This window comes from Micromonospora sp. RTP1Z1 (genome assembly GCF_033804685.1).
GTDB lineage: Bacteria > Actinomycetota > Actinomycetes > Mycobacteriales > Micromonosporaceae > Micromonospora.
Genome location: NZ_JAPFQV010000043.1, coordinates 1 through 14,640 on the forward strand (window position 1 = coordinate 1; position 14,640 = coordinate 14,640).

General features: G+C 74.2%; 16 protein-coding genes. 14 read left to right on the plus strand and 2 right to left on the minus strand.

The features are described from left to right. The first annotated feature begins 16 nt into the window (after positions 1-16). The 8 genes from SLP03_RS20765 (at position 17) to SLP03_RS20800 (ending at position 6,911) form a co-directional block, all read left to right on the plus strand. A complete protein-coding gene (locus SLP03_RS20765) occupies positions 17-496 on the plus strand; it encodes a Na(+)/H(+) antiporter subunit C (RefSeq protein WP_319462332.1) in 480 nt (159 codons plus the stop codon). Beyond that, positions 493-2,001: a Na+/H+ antiporter subunit D gene (locus tag SLP03_RS20770; RefSeq protein ID WP_319462281.1), complete on the plus strand. Its 1,509-nt coding sequence runs from the start codon at positions 493-495 to the stop codon at positions 1,999-2,001. The genes SLP03_RS20765 and SLP03_RS20770 overlap by 4 nt, the downstream gene beginning before the upstream one ends. Further along, positions 1,998-2,690, plus strand: coding sequence for a Na+/H+ antiporter subunit E (locus SLP03_RS20775; protein ID WP_319462282.1), 693 nt, complete (start codon positions 1,998-2,000; stop codon positions 2,688-2,690). The genes SLP03_RS20770 and SLP03_RS20775 overlap by 4 nt, the downstream gene beginning before the upstream one ends. Then, entirely contained in the window at positions 2,687-2,950 is a 264-nt protein-coding gene (locus SLP03_RS20780) for a monovalent cation/H+ antiporter complex subunit F (protein ID WP_319462283.1), read from the plus strand. Before SLP03_RS20775 ends, SLP03_RS20780 begins: the two co-directional genes overlap by 4 nt. Beyond that, positions 2,950-3,279 (plus strand): monovalent cation/H(+) antiporter subunit G, encoded by a 330-nt coding sequence (gene mnhG / locus SLP03_RS20785; protein ID WP_319462284.1) that lies wholly within the window; start codon positions 2,950-2,952, stop codon positions 3,277-3,279. The genes SLP03_RS20780 and mnhG overlap by 1 nt, the downstream gene beginning before the upstream one ends. Before the next feature lie 161 nt (positions 3,280-3,440). Then, on the plus strand, positions 3,441-4,796 hold the full coding sequence (locus tag SLP03_RS20790; protein ID WP_319462285.1) for a hemolysin family protein: 1,356 nt from the start codon (positions 3,441-3,443) through the stop codon (positions 4,794-4,796). Further along, positions 4,793-5,857 carry a hemolysin family protein gene (locus SLP03_RS20795; RefSeq protein WP_319462286.1) on the plus strand — a complete coding sequence of 355 codons (1,065 nt, stop codon included), beginning with the start codon at positions 4,793-4,795 and terminating at the stop codon, positions 5,855-5,857. The genes SLP03_RS20790 and SLP03_RS20795 overlap by 4 nt, the downstream gene beginning before the upstream one ends. Positions 5,858-5,990: 133 nt before the next feature. Beyond that, positions 5,991-6,911 carry a sporulation protein gene (locus SLP03_RS20800; protein WP_319462333.1) on the plus strand — a complete coding sequence of 307 codons (921 nt, stop codon included), beginning with the start codon at positions 5,991-5,993 and terminating at the stop codon, positions 6,909-6,911. A gap of 11 nt (positions 6,912-6,922) precedes the next feature. On the opposite strand, the gene leuE is transcribed toward SLP03_RS20800, so the two are convergent. Beyond that, positions 6,923-7,591 (minus strand): leucine efflux protein LeuE, encoded by a 669-nt coding sequence (leuE, locus tag SLP03_RS20805; protein WP_319462287.1) that lies wholly within the window; start codon positions 7,589-7,591, stop codon positions 6,923-6,925. Further along, on the minus strand, positions 7,588-8,835 hold the full coding sequence (locus SLP03_RS20810; protein WP_319462288.1) for a bifunctional pyridoxamine 5'-phosphate oxidase family protein/GNAT family N-acetyltransferase: 1,248 nt from the start codon (positions 8,833-8,835) through the stop codon (positions 7,588-7,590). Before SLP03_RS20810 ends, leuE begins: the two co-directional genes overlap by 4 nt. Before the next feature lie 38 nt (positions 8,836-8,873). Between SLP03_RS20810 and SLP03_RS20815 the strand changes: the two genes are divergently transcribed. The 6 genes from SLP03_RS20815 (at position 8,874) to SLP03_RS20840 (ending at position 14,605) form a co-directional block, all read left to right on the plus strand. Continuing rightward, a complete protein-coding gene (locus tag SLP03_RS20815; RefSeq protein ID WP_319462289.1) occupies positions 8,874-10,214 on the plus strand; it encodes an aminotransferase class I/II-fold pyridoxal phosphate-dependent enzyme in 1,341 nt (446 codons plus the stop codon). 241 nt (positions 10,215-10,455) lie between these two features. Then, positions 10,456-11,160: a UdgX family uracil-DNA binding protein gene (locus SLP03_RS20820; RefSeq protein WP_319462290.1), complete on the plus strand. Its 705-nt coding sequence runs from the start codon at positions 10,456-10,458 to the stop codon at positions 11,158-11,160. Positions 11,161-11,345: 185 nt separating this feature from the next. Beyond that, entirely contained in the window at positions 11,346-11,852 is a 507-nt protein-coding gene (locus tag SLP03_RS20825) for a hypothetical protein (protein WP_319462291.1), read from the plus strand. Between the two features lie 20 nt (positions 11,853-11,872). After that, positions 11,873-13,015: an acyl-CoA dehydrogenase family protein gene (locus SLP03_RS20830; protein WP_319462292.1), complete on the plus strand. Its 1,143-nt coding sequence runs from the start codon at positions 11,873-11,875 to the stop codon at positions 13,013-13,015. Between the two features lie 65 nt (positions 13,016-13,080). After that, complete coding sequence (locus tag SLP03_RS20835) at positions 13,081-14,400, plus strand: MFS transporter (protein ID WP_319462293.1); 1,320 nt, start codon at positions 13,081-13,083, stop codon at positions 14,398-14,400. A 4-nt stretch (positions 14,401-14,404) separates the two neighbouring features. Then, positions 14,405-14,605, plus strand: a complete 201-nt coding sequence (locus SLP03_RS20840) for a DUF3046 domain-containing protein (RefSeq protein ID WP_319462294.1) — start codon at positions 14,405-14,407, stop codon at positions 14,603-14,605. Positions 14,606-14,640: the final 35 nt, after the last annotated feature.

A 14,640-nucleotide genomic window follows, 5' to 3' on the forward strand; every position in this document is an offset into this window, starting at 1 on the left:
GAACAGAGGTGGCGCGGTGAGGGCGGGCGGGGCGGGACCCACCCTGGTGCTGGTGATCGCCGTCGGGGTGCTGGTGGCCACCGGCGTCACCCTGTTGCTGGAGCGCAGCCTGAGCCGGATCCTGCTCGGGGTCATCCTGCTCGGCAACGGGGTGAACCTGCTGATCCTGCTCGGCGGCCGGTCCGGGGTCGCCCCGGTGGTGGGCACCGCGCCGACCGAAGGGATGAGCGACGCGCTGCCCCAGGCGATGGTGCTCACCGCCGTGGTGATCACCTTCGGGCTGACCGCGTTCCTGCTCGCGGTCGCGTACCGGAGCTGGTATCTCAGCGGCGACGACGAGGTGCAGGACGACCTGGAGGACCGGCAGATCGTCCGGCTCGCCGAGCGGAACGAGGTGTCCACCGCGGACCTCGGCGGCGAGGGCCCGGACAGCGACCCGGAACAGGTGGACCCGGGGCCCGCGCTGCGTCGGCTGCGCCGGGGGGACCAGCCGTGACGCCGGCGCTGGTGCCGTTGCCGGTGGTGGTGCCGCTGCTCGGCGCCGCGCTGACGCTGATCCTGGCCAACCGGCCCGGGCTGCAACGGTCGGTCAGCGTGGTCGGCCTCGCCACCACCCTGGCGGTCGCGGTGACGCTGCTGGTCGAGGCGTACCGGCACGGGCCGGTGGTGGTGCAGGCGGGCGGCTGGCCGGCGCCGGTGGGCATCGTGCTGGTCGCCGACCAGCTCGCCGCGCTGATGCTGGTGGTCTCCTCGGCGGTGACGCTCTGCGTGCTGCTGTACTCCATCGGTCAGGGTCGCGGGGAGACCAGCGAGACCGCACCGGTGAGCATCTACCACCCCACGTACCTGGTGCTGACCGCCGGCGTGACGTACGCCTTCCTCGCCGGCGACCTGTTCAACCTCTTCGTCGGCTTCGAGATCCTGCTGGCGGCGAGCTTCGTCCTGATCACCCTCGGCGGCACCGAGACCCGGATCCGGACCGGCTCGACGTACGTGGTGGTCAGCGTCCTCTCCTCGATGATCTTCCTGGCCGCGGTGGGGATGGTGTACGCGGCCACCGGCACCCTCAACATGGCGCAGCTCGCCGGCCGGCTGGACGGCCTGCCGGACGGCGTACGGCTGGGGTTGCAGCTGATGCTGCTGCTCGCCTTCGGCATCAAGGCAGCGGTCTTCCCGGTCTCCGCGTGGCTGCCGGACAGCTACCCCACCGCCCCGGCCCCGGTCACCGCGGTCTTCTCCGGCCTGCTCACCAAGGTCGGCGTGTACGCGATCATCCGCACCGAGACGCTGCTCTTCCCCGGCGGTCAGGCCGACCGGCTGCTCATGGTGGTGGCCGGGCTGACCATGGTGGTCGGCATCCTCGGCGCGGTGGCCCAGTCCGACATGAAGCGGCTCTTCTCGCTCACCCTGGTCAGTCACATCGGCTACATGATCTTCGGGGTGTCGCTGAGCAGCGTCGCCGGCCTCTCCGGGGCGATCTTCTACGTGGTGCACCACATCACCATCCAGACCACCCTCTTCCTGGTCGCCGGCCTGGTCGAGGAGCGGGCCGGCAGCACCGACCTGCGCCGCCTCGGCGGGCTGGCCCGGGTCGCCCCGCTGCTCGCGGTGCTGTTCTTCGTCCCGGCGATGAACCTCGCCGGCATTCCGCCCTTCTCCGGCTTCCTCGGCAAGCTCGGCCTGCTCCAGGCCGGCGTGGCGGCGCGCGGGGTGCTCCCCGGGGTGCTGGTCGGGGCCGGGACGGTGACCAGCCTGCTCACCCTCTACGTCGCCTCACGGGTGTGGAACATCGCGTTCTGGCGGGCGCCGCGGCTGGCCACCACCGGCCCGACCGTACGGCTGCCGGCGCTGATGGTCGGCGCGACCGCCGCCCTGGTCGCGCTCGGTGTGGCCCTGACCCTCGCCGCCGGGCCGCTCTTCGGGGTCACCGCGGACGCCGCCGCCGACCTGCGCGCACGCACCCCGTACGTGCGGGCCGTGTTCCCGAACGGCGTGCCGTGACGGGCGGTGGCCCGTCCGGGCGTGACGGGTCCGGACCGGCGGGTCCTCCGCCGGCCCGCGGTGACGCCGGGCCGTCCGGTCCGCCGCCCGACCGGGGCAGCGGGGCCGGCCCGCAGCCGGCGGCGGTCGGGCGCGGGCGCGGCGGCCGGCGGCGGGACCAGGCGGCCGCGCTCGGCTGGCTGGTGCTCATCTGGCTGCTGCTCTGGGGGGACCTCTCCTGGGGCAACGTGCTCGGCGGGCTGGTCGTCGGAGCCGCCGTGCTGATCTTCTTCCCGCTGCCGCCGGTCACCTTCGGCGGCCGGATCCGTCCCGGGGCGCTGCTCGTGCTGGCGGTCACCTTCGCCGGTGAACTGGTCCGCGCCAGCGTCCACGTCGCCGCGATCGCCGTCCGCCCCGGCTGCCGGCCGCGCGGTGCGATCATCGCGGTGCCGCTGCGGGTCCGTACCGACCTCAACCTGGCGCTCACCGCCGAGGTGATCTCCCTGGTCCCGGGGACCCTCATCCTCGAGGTGGACCGGGACCTCGGCGTCCTCTACGTGCACGTGCTCGACGTCCGCGGCCCGGAGGACCTGGACGCGGGCCGCGACCGGATCCGCGCCGTCGAGCGGCGCCTCGTCCGCGCGATCGGCTCGCCCGCCGAGGTACGCCAGCTGCACACCGAACCCGTCGACCGGAGGAAGAACCCGTGACCACGCTCCTCGCCGTCGTGCTGACCGTGCTGCTGTCGGTCACCGCGCTGCTCGCCCTGGCCCGCATCTACCGGGGGCCGTCGCTGCTGGACCGGGTCGTCGCCGCCGACCTGCTGCTCTCCACCATGCTCGGCGCGGTCGGCGCCGAGGCGGCGGTCAACCGGCACGCCACCACGCTGCCCGTGCTGGTGGTGCTCTCCCTGCTCGGCTTCGTCGGCTCGGTGGCCATGGTCCGCTTCGCCGTCCGCGAGGAGGCGTGATGGGAGTCGTCGCGGACTGGCTCGGTGCGGCCTGCCTGACCGCCGGGGCGCTGCTCAGCCTGGCCGCCGGGATCGGCGTGCTGCGCTTCCCGGATGTGCTGGACCGGATGCACGCCGCCACCAAGCCGCAGGTGCTCGGCGTGCTGCTCCTGCTGGCCGGGGTGGCGCTGCGGCTGCGTACACCGTCGGACCTGGGCATGCTGGCGCTGGTGGCGGTCTTCCAACTGGCCACCGCGCCGGTCGCCGCCCAGATGGTGGGCCGGGCCGCGTACCGGTCGGGTCGGGTCGACCGGGCTCTCCTCGACACGGACGAGCTGGCCGAGCGCTGACCGGGCGGAACCGGACAACTGCGCCACCCTCAGCGGGCGTCCAGGCAGCGCGGATAAAATGGTCACATGATCGACTCCTCTGCCCAGGAGGGCAGCAGTAGCCAGCCGGGTCGTGCCCGGCATCCCCTCGCCCCGACGACCCCGGGAGCCCTGAACCTCCCGTGCTGATCGTCGTGGGTCTCGTACTCATCATCGTGCTCACCGCCGCCACCGGTTACTTCGTGGCCCAGGAGTTCGGTTACGTCGCCGTGGACCGCGGCAAGCTCAAGCAGCTCGCCGACGCCGGCGACGTGGCCGCCGCCCGGGCCCTGGAGGTGACCGGCCGGCTGTCGTTCATGCTCTCCGGCGCCCAGCTCGGCATCACCGTGACCGCCCTGCTGGTCGGTTACGTCGCCGAGCCGTACCTGGGCGCCGGGCTGGCCGACCTGCTCGGCGTCGCCGGGGTGTCCACCGCGGTCAGCCTGCCGCTGTCGGTGGTGCTGGCCCTGCTCATCGCCACCGTGGTGCAGATGGTCCTCGGCGAGCTGGCCCCGAAGAACCTCGCCATCGCCCGTGCCGAGTCGCTCGCCCGGGCGCTGAGCCGGTCCACCCTGATCTACCTGAAGCTCGCCGGCCCGGTGATCACCCTCTTCGACCGGGCCGCCGTCCGGCTGCTGCGTCGGCTCGGCATCGAGCCGATCGAGGAGCTGCCCAGCGGCGCCACCCCGCAGGACCTGGAGCAGATCATCGCCGAGTCCCGCGAGGAGGGGCGCCTCGACGCCGAGATGTCCGACCTGCTCGACCGGGGCCTGGACTTCCGCGAGCTGACCGCCGGGGAGGCCATGGTGCCCCGGGTCGACGTGCACACCGTACGCGCCGACGAGCCGGTCAGCCGGATCGTCGAACTGCTCGACACCGGCCACTCCCGCTTCCCCGTCCGCGGCGCCGAGGGCGTCGACGACCTGGTGGGCGTGGTCGGCATCGCCGACGTGCTCGGCGTGCCGCCGGCCGAGCGGGCGACCACCCGGGTCGCCGCGGTGGCCGTACCGCCGCTGCTGGTGCCGGAGACGCTGCCGCTGCCGACGGTGCTGGACCGGCTCCGGGTCGGCCACCGGCAGCTCGCCTGCGTGGTCGACGAGTACGGCGGCTTCGCCGGCGTGATCACCCTGGAGGACATCGCCGAGGAGCTGGTCGGGCCGATCCGCGACGAGGACGACCCGCCGGAGCGGGCTCCGGCCCGGCAGGACGACGGCTCCTGGGTGGTGCCGGCCCGCTGGCGGATCGACGAGGTCGCCGACAGCACCGGCATCGCGCTGCCCGAGGCCCCCGAGTACGACACCCTCTCCGGCCTGGTCATGCGGGAGCTCGGCCGGGTGCCCGAGGTCGGCGACCGGCTGGAGATCAGCCTCGCCGCCGATGGTGACGAGCCCGACGCCGAGCCGCGCGCCCTGGTCGAGGTGCTGGCCGTGGACCGGCACGTCGCCGACTCCGTCCGGCTCCGGATGGCCGGGGCCGCACGCGGGGAGGAGGCGGCATGAGCCCCGGGTTCGCGCTCTTCTTCTCCGTGGTGCTGCTGGCGCTGAACGGGTTCTTCGTGGCCGCCGAGTTCGCCCTGGTGGCCTCCAAGCGGTACCGGCTGGAGCACGCTGCGGCCGGCGGCGGGCGGGCCGCCCGGGCGGCGCTGGACGGCGTCCGCGAGCTGTCGCTGATGCTGGCCGGCGCCCAGCTGGGCATCACGCTCTGCACCCTGGGCCTGGGTGCCCTGGCCGAGCCGGCGATCGAGCACCTGCTCAGCCCGCTGCTGCATGTGGTGGGCCTGCCGGACGCGGTCAGCCACCTGGTGGCGCTGCTCTTCGCGCTCGGCCTGGTGACGTTCCTGCACCTGGTGGTCGCCGAGATGGCCCCGAAGTCGTGGGCGATCACCGACGCGGAGCGCTCCGCGACGCTGCTGGCGCTGCCGTTCCGGGCCTTCGCCCGGGTCGCCCGCCCGGTGCTCTCCGCGCTGAACGCGCTGGCCAACCTGGTGCTGCGGCTGGTCGGCGTGCGTCAGCAGGACCAGCTCGCCATGGTGCACGGCCCGGACGAGCTGCGCATCCTGCTGGAGCAGTCCCGCGAGCACGGGCTGCTCGGCGCGGAGCAGCACCAGCTGCTGACCAGCATGCTGGAGCTGCAGGGCACCACGGTGGCGCAGGTGATGGAGCCGTTCGACCGGATCGTCACGGTCCGCCGGGACGACACCGCCGAGCGGATCGAGCATGTGTCCCGGGACAGCGGCCGGTCCCGGCTGGCCGTGCTCGACGCGGGCGGCGAGGTCTGCGGGCTGGTGCACGTCCGGGAGGCGGTGCGGGCGGTCACCACCGGCCGGCCGGCGACCGCCGGTGAGCTGATGACCCCGGCCTTCACCCTGCCCGGGGAGGCCTCGGTCACCGAGGCGGTGGCGGTGATGCGGGGCCGGCAGGCCCAGCTGGCGCTGGTCCGTAACGGCGGTGGTCCGACCCGGCCGATCGGCTTCGTGGCCCTGGAGGACCTGCTGGAGGAGGTCATCGGCGAGTTCGACGACGAGACCGACCCGGTGCCGAGGGGCCGGCGCCTGCGCTGATCGACCGTCCGGCCGCCAGGTTTCCGTGACCCGGTCCCCGGCCCGGCGCCGGCCGGTCGATCCGGCCGGCGAGGAGTGCCGGGCCGGGGACCGGGAATGCCGCCGGGTCGGCGGCGGCGGACGGGGGAGCGGGGTGCGGCTGACCGGGGTGTCGTCGGAGTCCGGCTGGACCGGGCTGTCGGTGAGCACCACCCTGACCAACCCGAGCACCCGTCCGGGCCTGCGGCTGCCGGGGCGGGTGACGCTCGCCGCCGGGGGCGAGGACGTGCCGGTCCGGCACGTGCGGCTCGGCCTGGTCGCCCAGGCCGAACCGGAGGATCCGGGTTCGCCGCGCCGCCTGATGCAGTACCACCAGGCGCCGATCGCCGGCCGGTTCGTGGTGCCGGCGGGGCGGCGGCGGGCGGTCGACTTCGCGCTGCCGCTGCCCTGGGAGACCCCGGTGACGATCTTCGGCGGGGTGCCGCTGATGGGTCTTCGCACCGGTCTGCGTACCGAGGTGTCGGTGGATCCGGACCTGGACCAGGGCGCGATGGTGCCGGTCTTCGTCCACCCGCTCCCCACCCAGCAGCACATCCTCGCCGCGCTGGAGACCCTGGGCTTCGTGATGCGGCAGGCGGGCCTGCAGCAGGGCCGGCTGCCCGGGGTGGAGCAGGCGCTGCCGCTCCACGAGCGGCTGGGCTACTGGGTGGCGCCGCTCTACGCCGGCCCGATCACCGAGCTGGAACTGATCTTCGTGACCAACGCGGCGGGACTGGAGGTGCTGCTCTGGCTGGATCGGCGGCTCTCCCTGGCCGGGGTCACCCACCAGAGCATCAGCCGGTTCCGGGTCTGGCACGCGGGTCAGGACCGGCGGGACTGGGTGGCCACCGTGGACGGGTGGCTGCGGCACGCCATCAACCGGCACGCGGCCGCCGCCGCGCACGCCGACTGGTCCGCCGCGATCAGTGAGTCCGCGCACGTCAGCCGCCACCCCGACGAGCCGGTCGCGCCCGGCTACGGCCTGGGCGGCACGGCCGGAAGTGGCGGCATCGGCGGCGGCGGCGACGGCACCTGACCGCCGTGTGGTCAGACGGAGGCGGTGGCGAGCTTGATGCTGAAGCCGAGGAAGAGGGCGGCGATCGCGGTGGTGCCGGTGAGAGCCAGCCGGCGACGGCGGTGGAACTGGGTGGCGAGGAAGGTCCCGGCGAAGATCAGCGCGGTCAGGTAGAGCGCGCTGGTCACCTGGGCGATCAGGCCGAGCAGCAGGAAAGACAGCGCCGGCCAGGCGTACCCGGGGTCGACGAACTGGATGAAGAACGAGATGAAGAAGAGGATCGCCTTCGGGTTGAGCAGGCTGATCACCAGCGCCCGCCGGAACGGGCTGCGCACCGCCGCGGGCTCCGCCGCGTCGATGAGCCGCGGCGTGGTCGGGTCGTTGCGGTCGCGCCAGCGCCGCCAGGCGCCGCGCAGCATCATCAACCCCACATAACCGAGGTACGCCGCGCCGGCGTACTTGATCACGAGAAAGAGCGGCGGGTACGCCTTGAGCAGCGACGCCACCCCGGCGGCGGAGAGGATCATCAGCACCGAGTCGCCGACGAACACCCCGCCCGCGGCCCGGTAACCGACCCCCACCCCGCGCCGGGCGGCGGTGGAGAGCACGAAGAGCGAGTTCGGCCCGGGGAGCAGGACGATCGCCACGGTCCCCAGCACGTACGTCCAGATGTCGGTGATGCCCAGCACGTCGGACATCATGACCCCACCGGTGCCGCCGGACGAAGCCTTTCCCGCAGCCTGACCTGTGCGTTAGGCCACTCGTCGGCCAGCATCGAGTAGAGCGCCGAGTTCCGCCAGGTGCCGTCGGCGCGACGGCGGTTGGCCCGCAGGGTGCCCTCCCGGGTCGCGCCGAGCCGTTCGATGGCCCGTTGCGAGCGTTCGTTGAGCGTGCTGGTCTGCCAGGTGACCCGGATCGCGTCCAGCTCCTCGAAGGCCCGGGTGAGCAGCAGCAGCTTCGCCTCCGTGTTGATCCCGGTGCGCCACCACGCCAGGCCGAGCTGGGTGTAGCCGATCTCCAGGGACCGGGTGGCCTCGTCGGGGTGGTAGTAGGAGGTGGTGCCGACCACCGCCCCGGTGGCCGCGCAGCGCTGCACCCACGGCACCCGTACGCCCCGCTGGTGGTCCGCCAGCGCGGCCCGGACGTGGCCGGCCATCTCGGCCACGCTCGTCGGTCGGGGGCTGCCGACGTACCGCCACACCTCGGGGTCGTCGAGCGCGGCGTACAACTCCTCGGCGTGGGCCAGGTCGAGGGGTTCCAGCACGACGTGCTGGCCGCGCAGCACCACCGGCTCCAGCCGGGCCGACCGGGCCGGCCGCAGGTACGCCGGCACCGGCGCGGTCACCCCGGCGTCCGGCTCCGGCGCCCCGGCGGTCAGCCGCAGGGGCAGCACCCCGGCCCAGTACGGCAGGTCGAGGTCGGCGGGGTCGTCGTTGACTCCGCCGGTGCGGGCGCGGACCGACACCTCGCGCAGCGGCAGCGCCAGCACGGCCGTCTCGGCCAGTTCCCGGCGGCTCGGCGGGCGGCTGTCCGTGCTGCGCCCGGCGGCGACCTTCTCGACCAGCGCGGTGAGGACGGCGGTCTTCTCCCGCTCGTCGGTGACCAGCCGGGCGGTGCCGTGGGCGACCACCGAGCGGTAGTTGGCGCTGTGGTGGAACTGGGAGCGGGCGTAGACCAGCGCGTCGAGCAGGGTGACCGCGACGCAGACCGGCAGCCCGGCGTCGCCCCGGGCGGCGAGCAGTGGCCGGCTGCCGGTGGAGCCGTGCAGGTAGAGGGTGTCGTCGACGCGGACGTGCAGGGTGGGCAGCACCCGCGGCTCACCGTCCACGGTGAACCCCAGCGCGCAGTGGTACGCCTCGTCGAGGACGGCGTGCGCGGCGGTCTCGTCGTAGCTCATCCGGTCGCGGGTGCGGCTGGGGGTGGTCCGTTCGGTCGGGGGGTACATGCGACATCCCACCTTTGTTCTAGTACAATCCCAAAACTGTGGCAGCACATTATCAGATCGAGGGTTCGACGTCGGCCGCCATTTCGGCCAGCGTGGAGGGCGGAATCCGCGGCGGGGCCCTCGCCCCGGGAGCCGCCCTGCCCGCCGTCCGCGCCCTCGCCGGCGAGCTGGCGGTGAGCCCGGCCACCGTCGCCAAGGCGTACCAGGAGCTGCGGCAACGCGGCCTGGTGGTGACCGCCGGCCGGCACGGCACCCGGGTATGCCCGCGGCCGCCGGTCGCCACCCGCCGGGCCGGCCTGCTGCCGCCGCCGCTCCCCGGCGTCCGCGACCTCTCCGCCGGGCAGCCCGACCCCCGGCTGCTGCCGCCGCTGGGTCCGCACCTGGCCGCGCTCGCCGCCGAGATCGGCCCGCCCGCCGGGTACGCGACCGCCGCCGTCGTCCCCGAACTGGCCGCCGTCGCCCGGGAACGGCTCGCCGCCGACGGCGTACCGGCCGCGGAGATCACCGTCACCGGCGGCGCGCTGGACGGCATCGAACGCCTGCTCGCCGCCCACCTGCGCCCCGGTGACGCGGTGGCCGTGGAGGACCCCGGCTGGGCCAACCTGCTCGACCTGGTCGCCGCGCTAGGGCTGCGCGCCATCGGCGTGCCGGTCGACGACGAGGGCCCCACCGCGCCGGGAGTACGGGCCGCCCTCGCCGCCGGGGCGCGGGCGCTGATCGTCACCAGCCGCGCCCAGAACCCCACCGGGGCGGCCGTCTCCGCCGACCGCGCCGACGCGCTGCGGGCACTGCTCGCCGGCCGGTCCGACCTGCTGCTGATCGAGGACGACCACGCCGCCGAACTGGCCCGCGTACCGCTGCATCCGCTCGCCGGGGCGACCACGGCCTGGGCCTTCGTCCGGTCGGTGAGCAAGCCCTACGGCCCGGACCTGCGGCTGGCCGTGCTGGCCGGCGACGAGGCCACGGTGGCCCGGGTCGCCGGCCGGGCCCGGGTCGGCGCCGGCTGGGTCTCCACCGTGCTGCAACGCCTCGTGCTGGCGCTCTGGCGCGACCCTGCCACCGCCGACCTGGTCCGCCGGGCGGGGGAGAGCTACGAGCGGCGGCGGGACGGGCTGGCGGACGCGCTCGCCGCGCACGGCCTGGCCGCTCACGGCCGCACCGGGATCAACGTCTGGGTGCCCGTGCCGGACGAGACGGTGGTGGTCACCGCGCTGCGGGACGCCGGCTGGTCGGTCGCCCCCGGCACACTCAACCGGATCGCCGCCGGCCCGGGCGTCCGGATCACGGTCAGCCTCCTCGACGAGGCCGACCTCGCCCCGCTCGCCGCCGACCTCGCCCGCGCGGTACGCCCCACCGCGCCGTTCGGGTTCACCGCCTGACCGGCCGAGGCATGCCGGCCGCACATGCGGGAATGCCGCGCCGGGAGGTGGTCGACATGGCTTCGAGCAGGTCCAGGACGGGACTCTGGATCGCCATCGCGGTGGCGGTGATCGTCGTGATCATCGCGATCGCGCTGGCCTCGCGCGGCGGCGGCGGAGGTGGCGGCTACTGACGCCCGGACGGGTGCCGCGCGACGAGCGGCACCCGGCGTCCGGGACGAAACCGGTATATAAAGTCGGCATGGCCGAGCAGACCGAGAGCGCCCCCGGAGCCCAGCAGTTCATCCCGCCGCAGGCCGACACCATCGACGAGTTGCGCGCCGCGGCGGCCAACTGCCAGGGGTGCGAGCTCTACCGGGACGCCTCGCAGACCGTCTTCGGCCGGGGCGACGAGAGCGCCCGGGTGGTCTTCGTGGGCGAGCAGCCCGGCGACATGGAGGACCAGAAAGGCCTGCCCTTCGTCGGTCCGGCTGGCCGGCTGCTCCGCAAGGCGGTTGACGACGCCGGAATCGACCCGGGCCACATCTTTCTGACAAATGCCGTAAAGCACTTCAGATTCGAGCTGCGCGGCAAGCGGCGCATCCACCAGAGCCCGGACCGGGTGCACATCACCGCCTGCCGGCCCTGGCTGGTCGCCGAGTTCGCCCAGCTCCGCCCCGAGGTGGTGGTGGTGCTCGGCGCGACCGCCGCCAAGGCGCTGCTCGGCCCGGCGTTCCGGGTCACCCGGCAGCGGGGCGAGCTGCTGCCCTGGCCCGCCTCCGCGCAGCATCCGGAGGACTTCACCCGGGTGCCGGTGAACAGCGCGGGCAAGGTCGCCGACGCGCCCGCCGCCCAGCTGCTGGCCACCATCCACCCGTCCGCGGTGCTGCGCGCCGACGACCAGGACAAGGCGTACGAGGGGCTGGTCGCCGACCTGACGGTGGCCGCCCGCGCCCTCGCCGGCTGACCCGCTCGCACATCACGAGCGTGCGGACCGGCTCCGGCCGCACCGGGCGCGGAGGGGAGGGCAGCCGAGGCACCCTCCACAGAGGAGTACCGCGGACGTGCGGCGGGTAACGCAGCACCCATGTCCGACGCCCGCACCCGCCGCGCATCGCCTTCGACCGCCAGCCGGGGCTGTTGGTCTTCGCCATGCTCTGGCCGCTTTTGACCCTGCTGGTCTCGCTTCCGCTGCGGTGGCTCTTCGACCGCTCCGAGCCGCTGGACGAGCTGCTGCTCGAGGCCGCCTTCAGCGGGGTCTGGATCGGTCCGGTGATCGCGCTGACCCGCCGGACGACGCAGGAGCAGCGCCGCGTCGTCGACCCGGACGGCGCGGCGCTGCGGGAGGCGCTCCGGCGCGGCACGCCGCTGGCCGAGGCCCGGCTGCGGGCCGAGCTGCCGGCCCACTTGCGTCGGCAGCGCCAGGGCGCCCTGCTGGGGCTGGCGCTGATCCTGGCGTTCTGCGCCGGACTGATCCTGCTGGCCCTGTCCACCAGGTCCACCGCGTCCGGCGCGTACTGGACCGTGATCTACGGCCTCATCGCCGCCATCTCCGCCGTCGTCGCCGCGCGGACCCTGACCCGCCGGCTGAAGGGTCACCTGACCACCCGACCGGCCCCCGTTGGTGAGCACCCGCCGACCCCTGGGCAGCGCGGGTGAGCGGTGCCACACTGGCCGCCATGCAGCAGCATCTCTACGAGCCCGTCCACGAAGAGTTCCGGGACCTGTGCCGCCAGTTCCTGGCCCGGGAGGCCGTCCCGCACCACGAGCGCTGGGAGGCCGACGGCATCGTCGACCGGCAGGTGTGGCGCAAGGCCGGCGCGGCGGGGCTGCTCGGCATGGACGTCGACACCGAGTTCGGCGGCGGCGGCCAGCGGGACTTCCGGTTCAACGCGGTGCTGGTCGAGGAGATCGTCGCCGCCGGCTGCTCCGGCCTCGGCTTCGGCCTGCACAACGACGTGGTGGCGCCGTACCTGACCGAGCTGACCACCGACGACCAGCGCAAGCGCTGGCTGCCGCGCTTCTGCTCGGGTGACCTGGTCACCGCGATCGCGATGAGCGAGCCGGGCGCCGGCAGCGACCTGGCCGGCATCCGCACCAGCGCCGTCCGGGACGGCGAATCCTATCTGCTCAACGGGCAGAAGACGTTCATCACCAACGGGGAGATGGCCGACCTGGTGCTGGTGGTCGTGCGGACCGCGCCGGACCAGGGCGCGCACGGGGTGAGCCTGATCGCGGTGGAGACCGGCACCCCCGGCTTCAGCCGGGGCCGGCGGCTGGCCAAGGTCGGCCTGAAGGCCAACGACACCGCCGAGCTCTTCTTCGACGATTGCCGGGTGCCGGCGGAGAACCTGATCGGCACCGAGAACCACGGCTTCTACCAGCTGATGGGGAACCTGCCCCGGGAACGGCTGGGCATCGCGGTGGCCGCGGTGGCGGCGGCGGAGAAGCTGCTCGCGGTCACCCTCGACTACGCCCGCTCGCGGGAGGCGTTCGGCCGGCCGATCGGAAAGTTCCAGCACAACCGCTTCCTCCTGGCCGAGCTGGACACCGAGGTCACCATCGCGCGGACCTTCGTCAACCACTGCGTCGCCGAGTTCAACGCCGGACGGCTGTCGGTGACCGACGCGGCGAAGGCCAAGTGGTGGACCACCGAGCTGCAGAACAAGGTGGCCGACCGGTGCGTGCAGCTGCACGGCGGCTACGGCTTCATGCTGGAGTACCCGGTGGCGAAGGCCTGGCTGGACGGGCGGGTGCAGACCATCTACGGCGGCACCACCGAGATCATGAAGGAGATCATCGGCCGGGGTCTCGGCCTCTAGGGAAACCGGGTGCCGGTGCCCCGGTCGGGTGCGGGAGGATGGGTCACCCCTTACCGAGGAGCCCCATGGCCACCGACCTCACCGCGCCGGCCCCGACCCGGCCCGACGTCGCCCCGATCCAGCGCCGCACGTTGCGGCTGCTCTTCGGCACCCAGATCATCGGCGGTATCGGCGTCACCATCGGCATCGCCGTGGGCGCGCTGCTCGCCGCCCGGATCGCCGGCACGGCGGCGGCCGGCCTGGCGCAGAGCGCGGGCGTGGTGGGCGCGGCGCTGCTCGCCGTCCCGGTCACCCGCATCATGCTCGGCCACGGCCGCCGGCCGGGCCTGGTCGTGGCGTACCTGGTCGGGGCGACCGGTGGCGTGCTGGTGGTGCTCGCCGCGGTCACCCGCTGGGTGCCGCTGCTCTTCCTCGGCATGCTGCTCTTCGGCGGCGGCACCGCGGCCAACCTCCAGGCCCGCTACACCGCCGTCGACCTGGCCGAGCCGGCCCGCCGGGGCCGTCAGCTCTCCGTGATCGTCTGGGCCACCACCATCGGCGCGGTGGCGGCGCCGAACTTCGCCGCGCTCGCCGATCGCACCACCAACCGCTGGGGTCTGCCCCCGCTGGCCGGCCCGTTCGCCTTCAGCGCCACCGCGTTCGTGCTGGCGGCGGTCGTACTGCTGCTCCTGCTGCGGCCCGACCCGCTGCTCACCGCGCGCCGGCTGGTGGCGGCCGACGCGCCGGTCGCCGAGCCGGCCGGCGCCGCCCCGGTCCGGTCCGCGGCCGGGCGCGGCGCCGGGATGCGGGCGGCCTGGCGGGTGGTACGCGAGCGGCCCGCCGCTCGGCTCGGCATCGCCGCGGTGGCGGTGGGCCACCTGGTGATGGTCGCGGTCATGTCGATGACCCCGGTACGCCTCGGCGAGTTCCACGACGACGCCGACGTGCTGCGGGTGGTCGGCGTCGTGCTGAGCCTGCACATCGCCGGCATGTACGCCCTCTCTCCGGTGGTGGGCTGGCTCACCGACCGGCTCGGCCGGCGGCCGGTGATTCTCGGCGGGGTGGGGGTGCTGCTGGCCGCCTGCGCGGTCGCCGGCACGGCCGGACACCACACGCCGGGGCTCTCGGTCGGTCTGACGCTGCTCGGGCTGGGCTGGTCGGGCACCATGGTCGCCGGCTCCACGCTGCTGTCGGAGTCGGTGCCCACCGCCGTCCGGCCCAGCGTGCAGGGGCTGTCGGACCTGACCATGGGGCTGGCCGGCGCCGGCGCCGCGGCGGTCAGCGGGTTTGTCATGCGGGTGATGGGTTATCCGACGCTCACCCTGCTCGCGGCGATCGCAACCGTGCCCCTGGTGGCGCTAGCGTTGCGTCCGGTGCCCGGACGGGTGCCCGACGAGGAGGACTGATCACGTGCGGCTGACCGACTTCTGGGCGCGGCTGGAGGAGGTGTTCGGGCCGGGTTACGCGGCCAGCATCGCCAGTGACCAGGTGCTGTCCCAGCTCGGTGGGCGGACCATCGAGCAGGCGCTGAGATCGGGTGAGCAGGCCCACGTGGTCTGGCGGGCCGTCGTCTCCGCCTATCCCGACCGGGTGCCCGCCCGGCTACGCTGAGCAGCCTTTTCGCCACTTCCGCGTGTCGCTTGTCG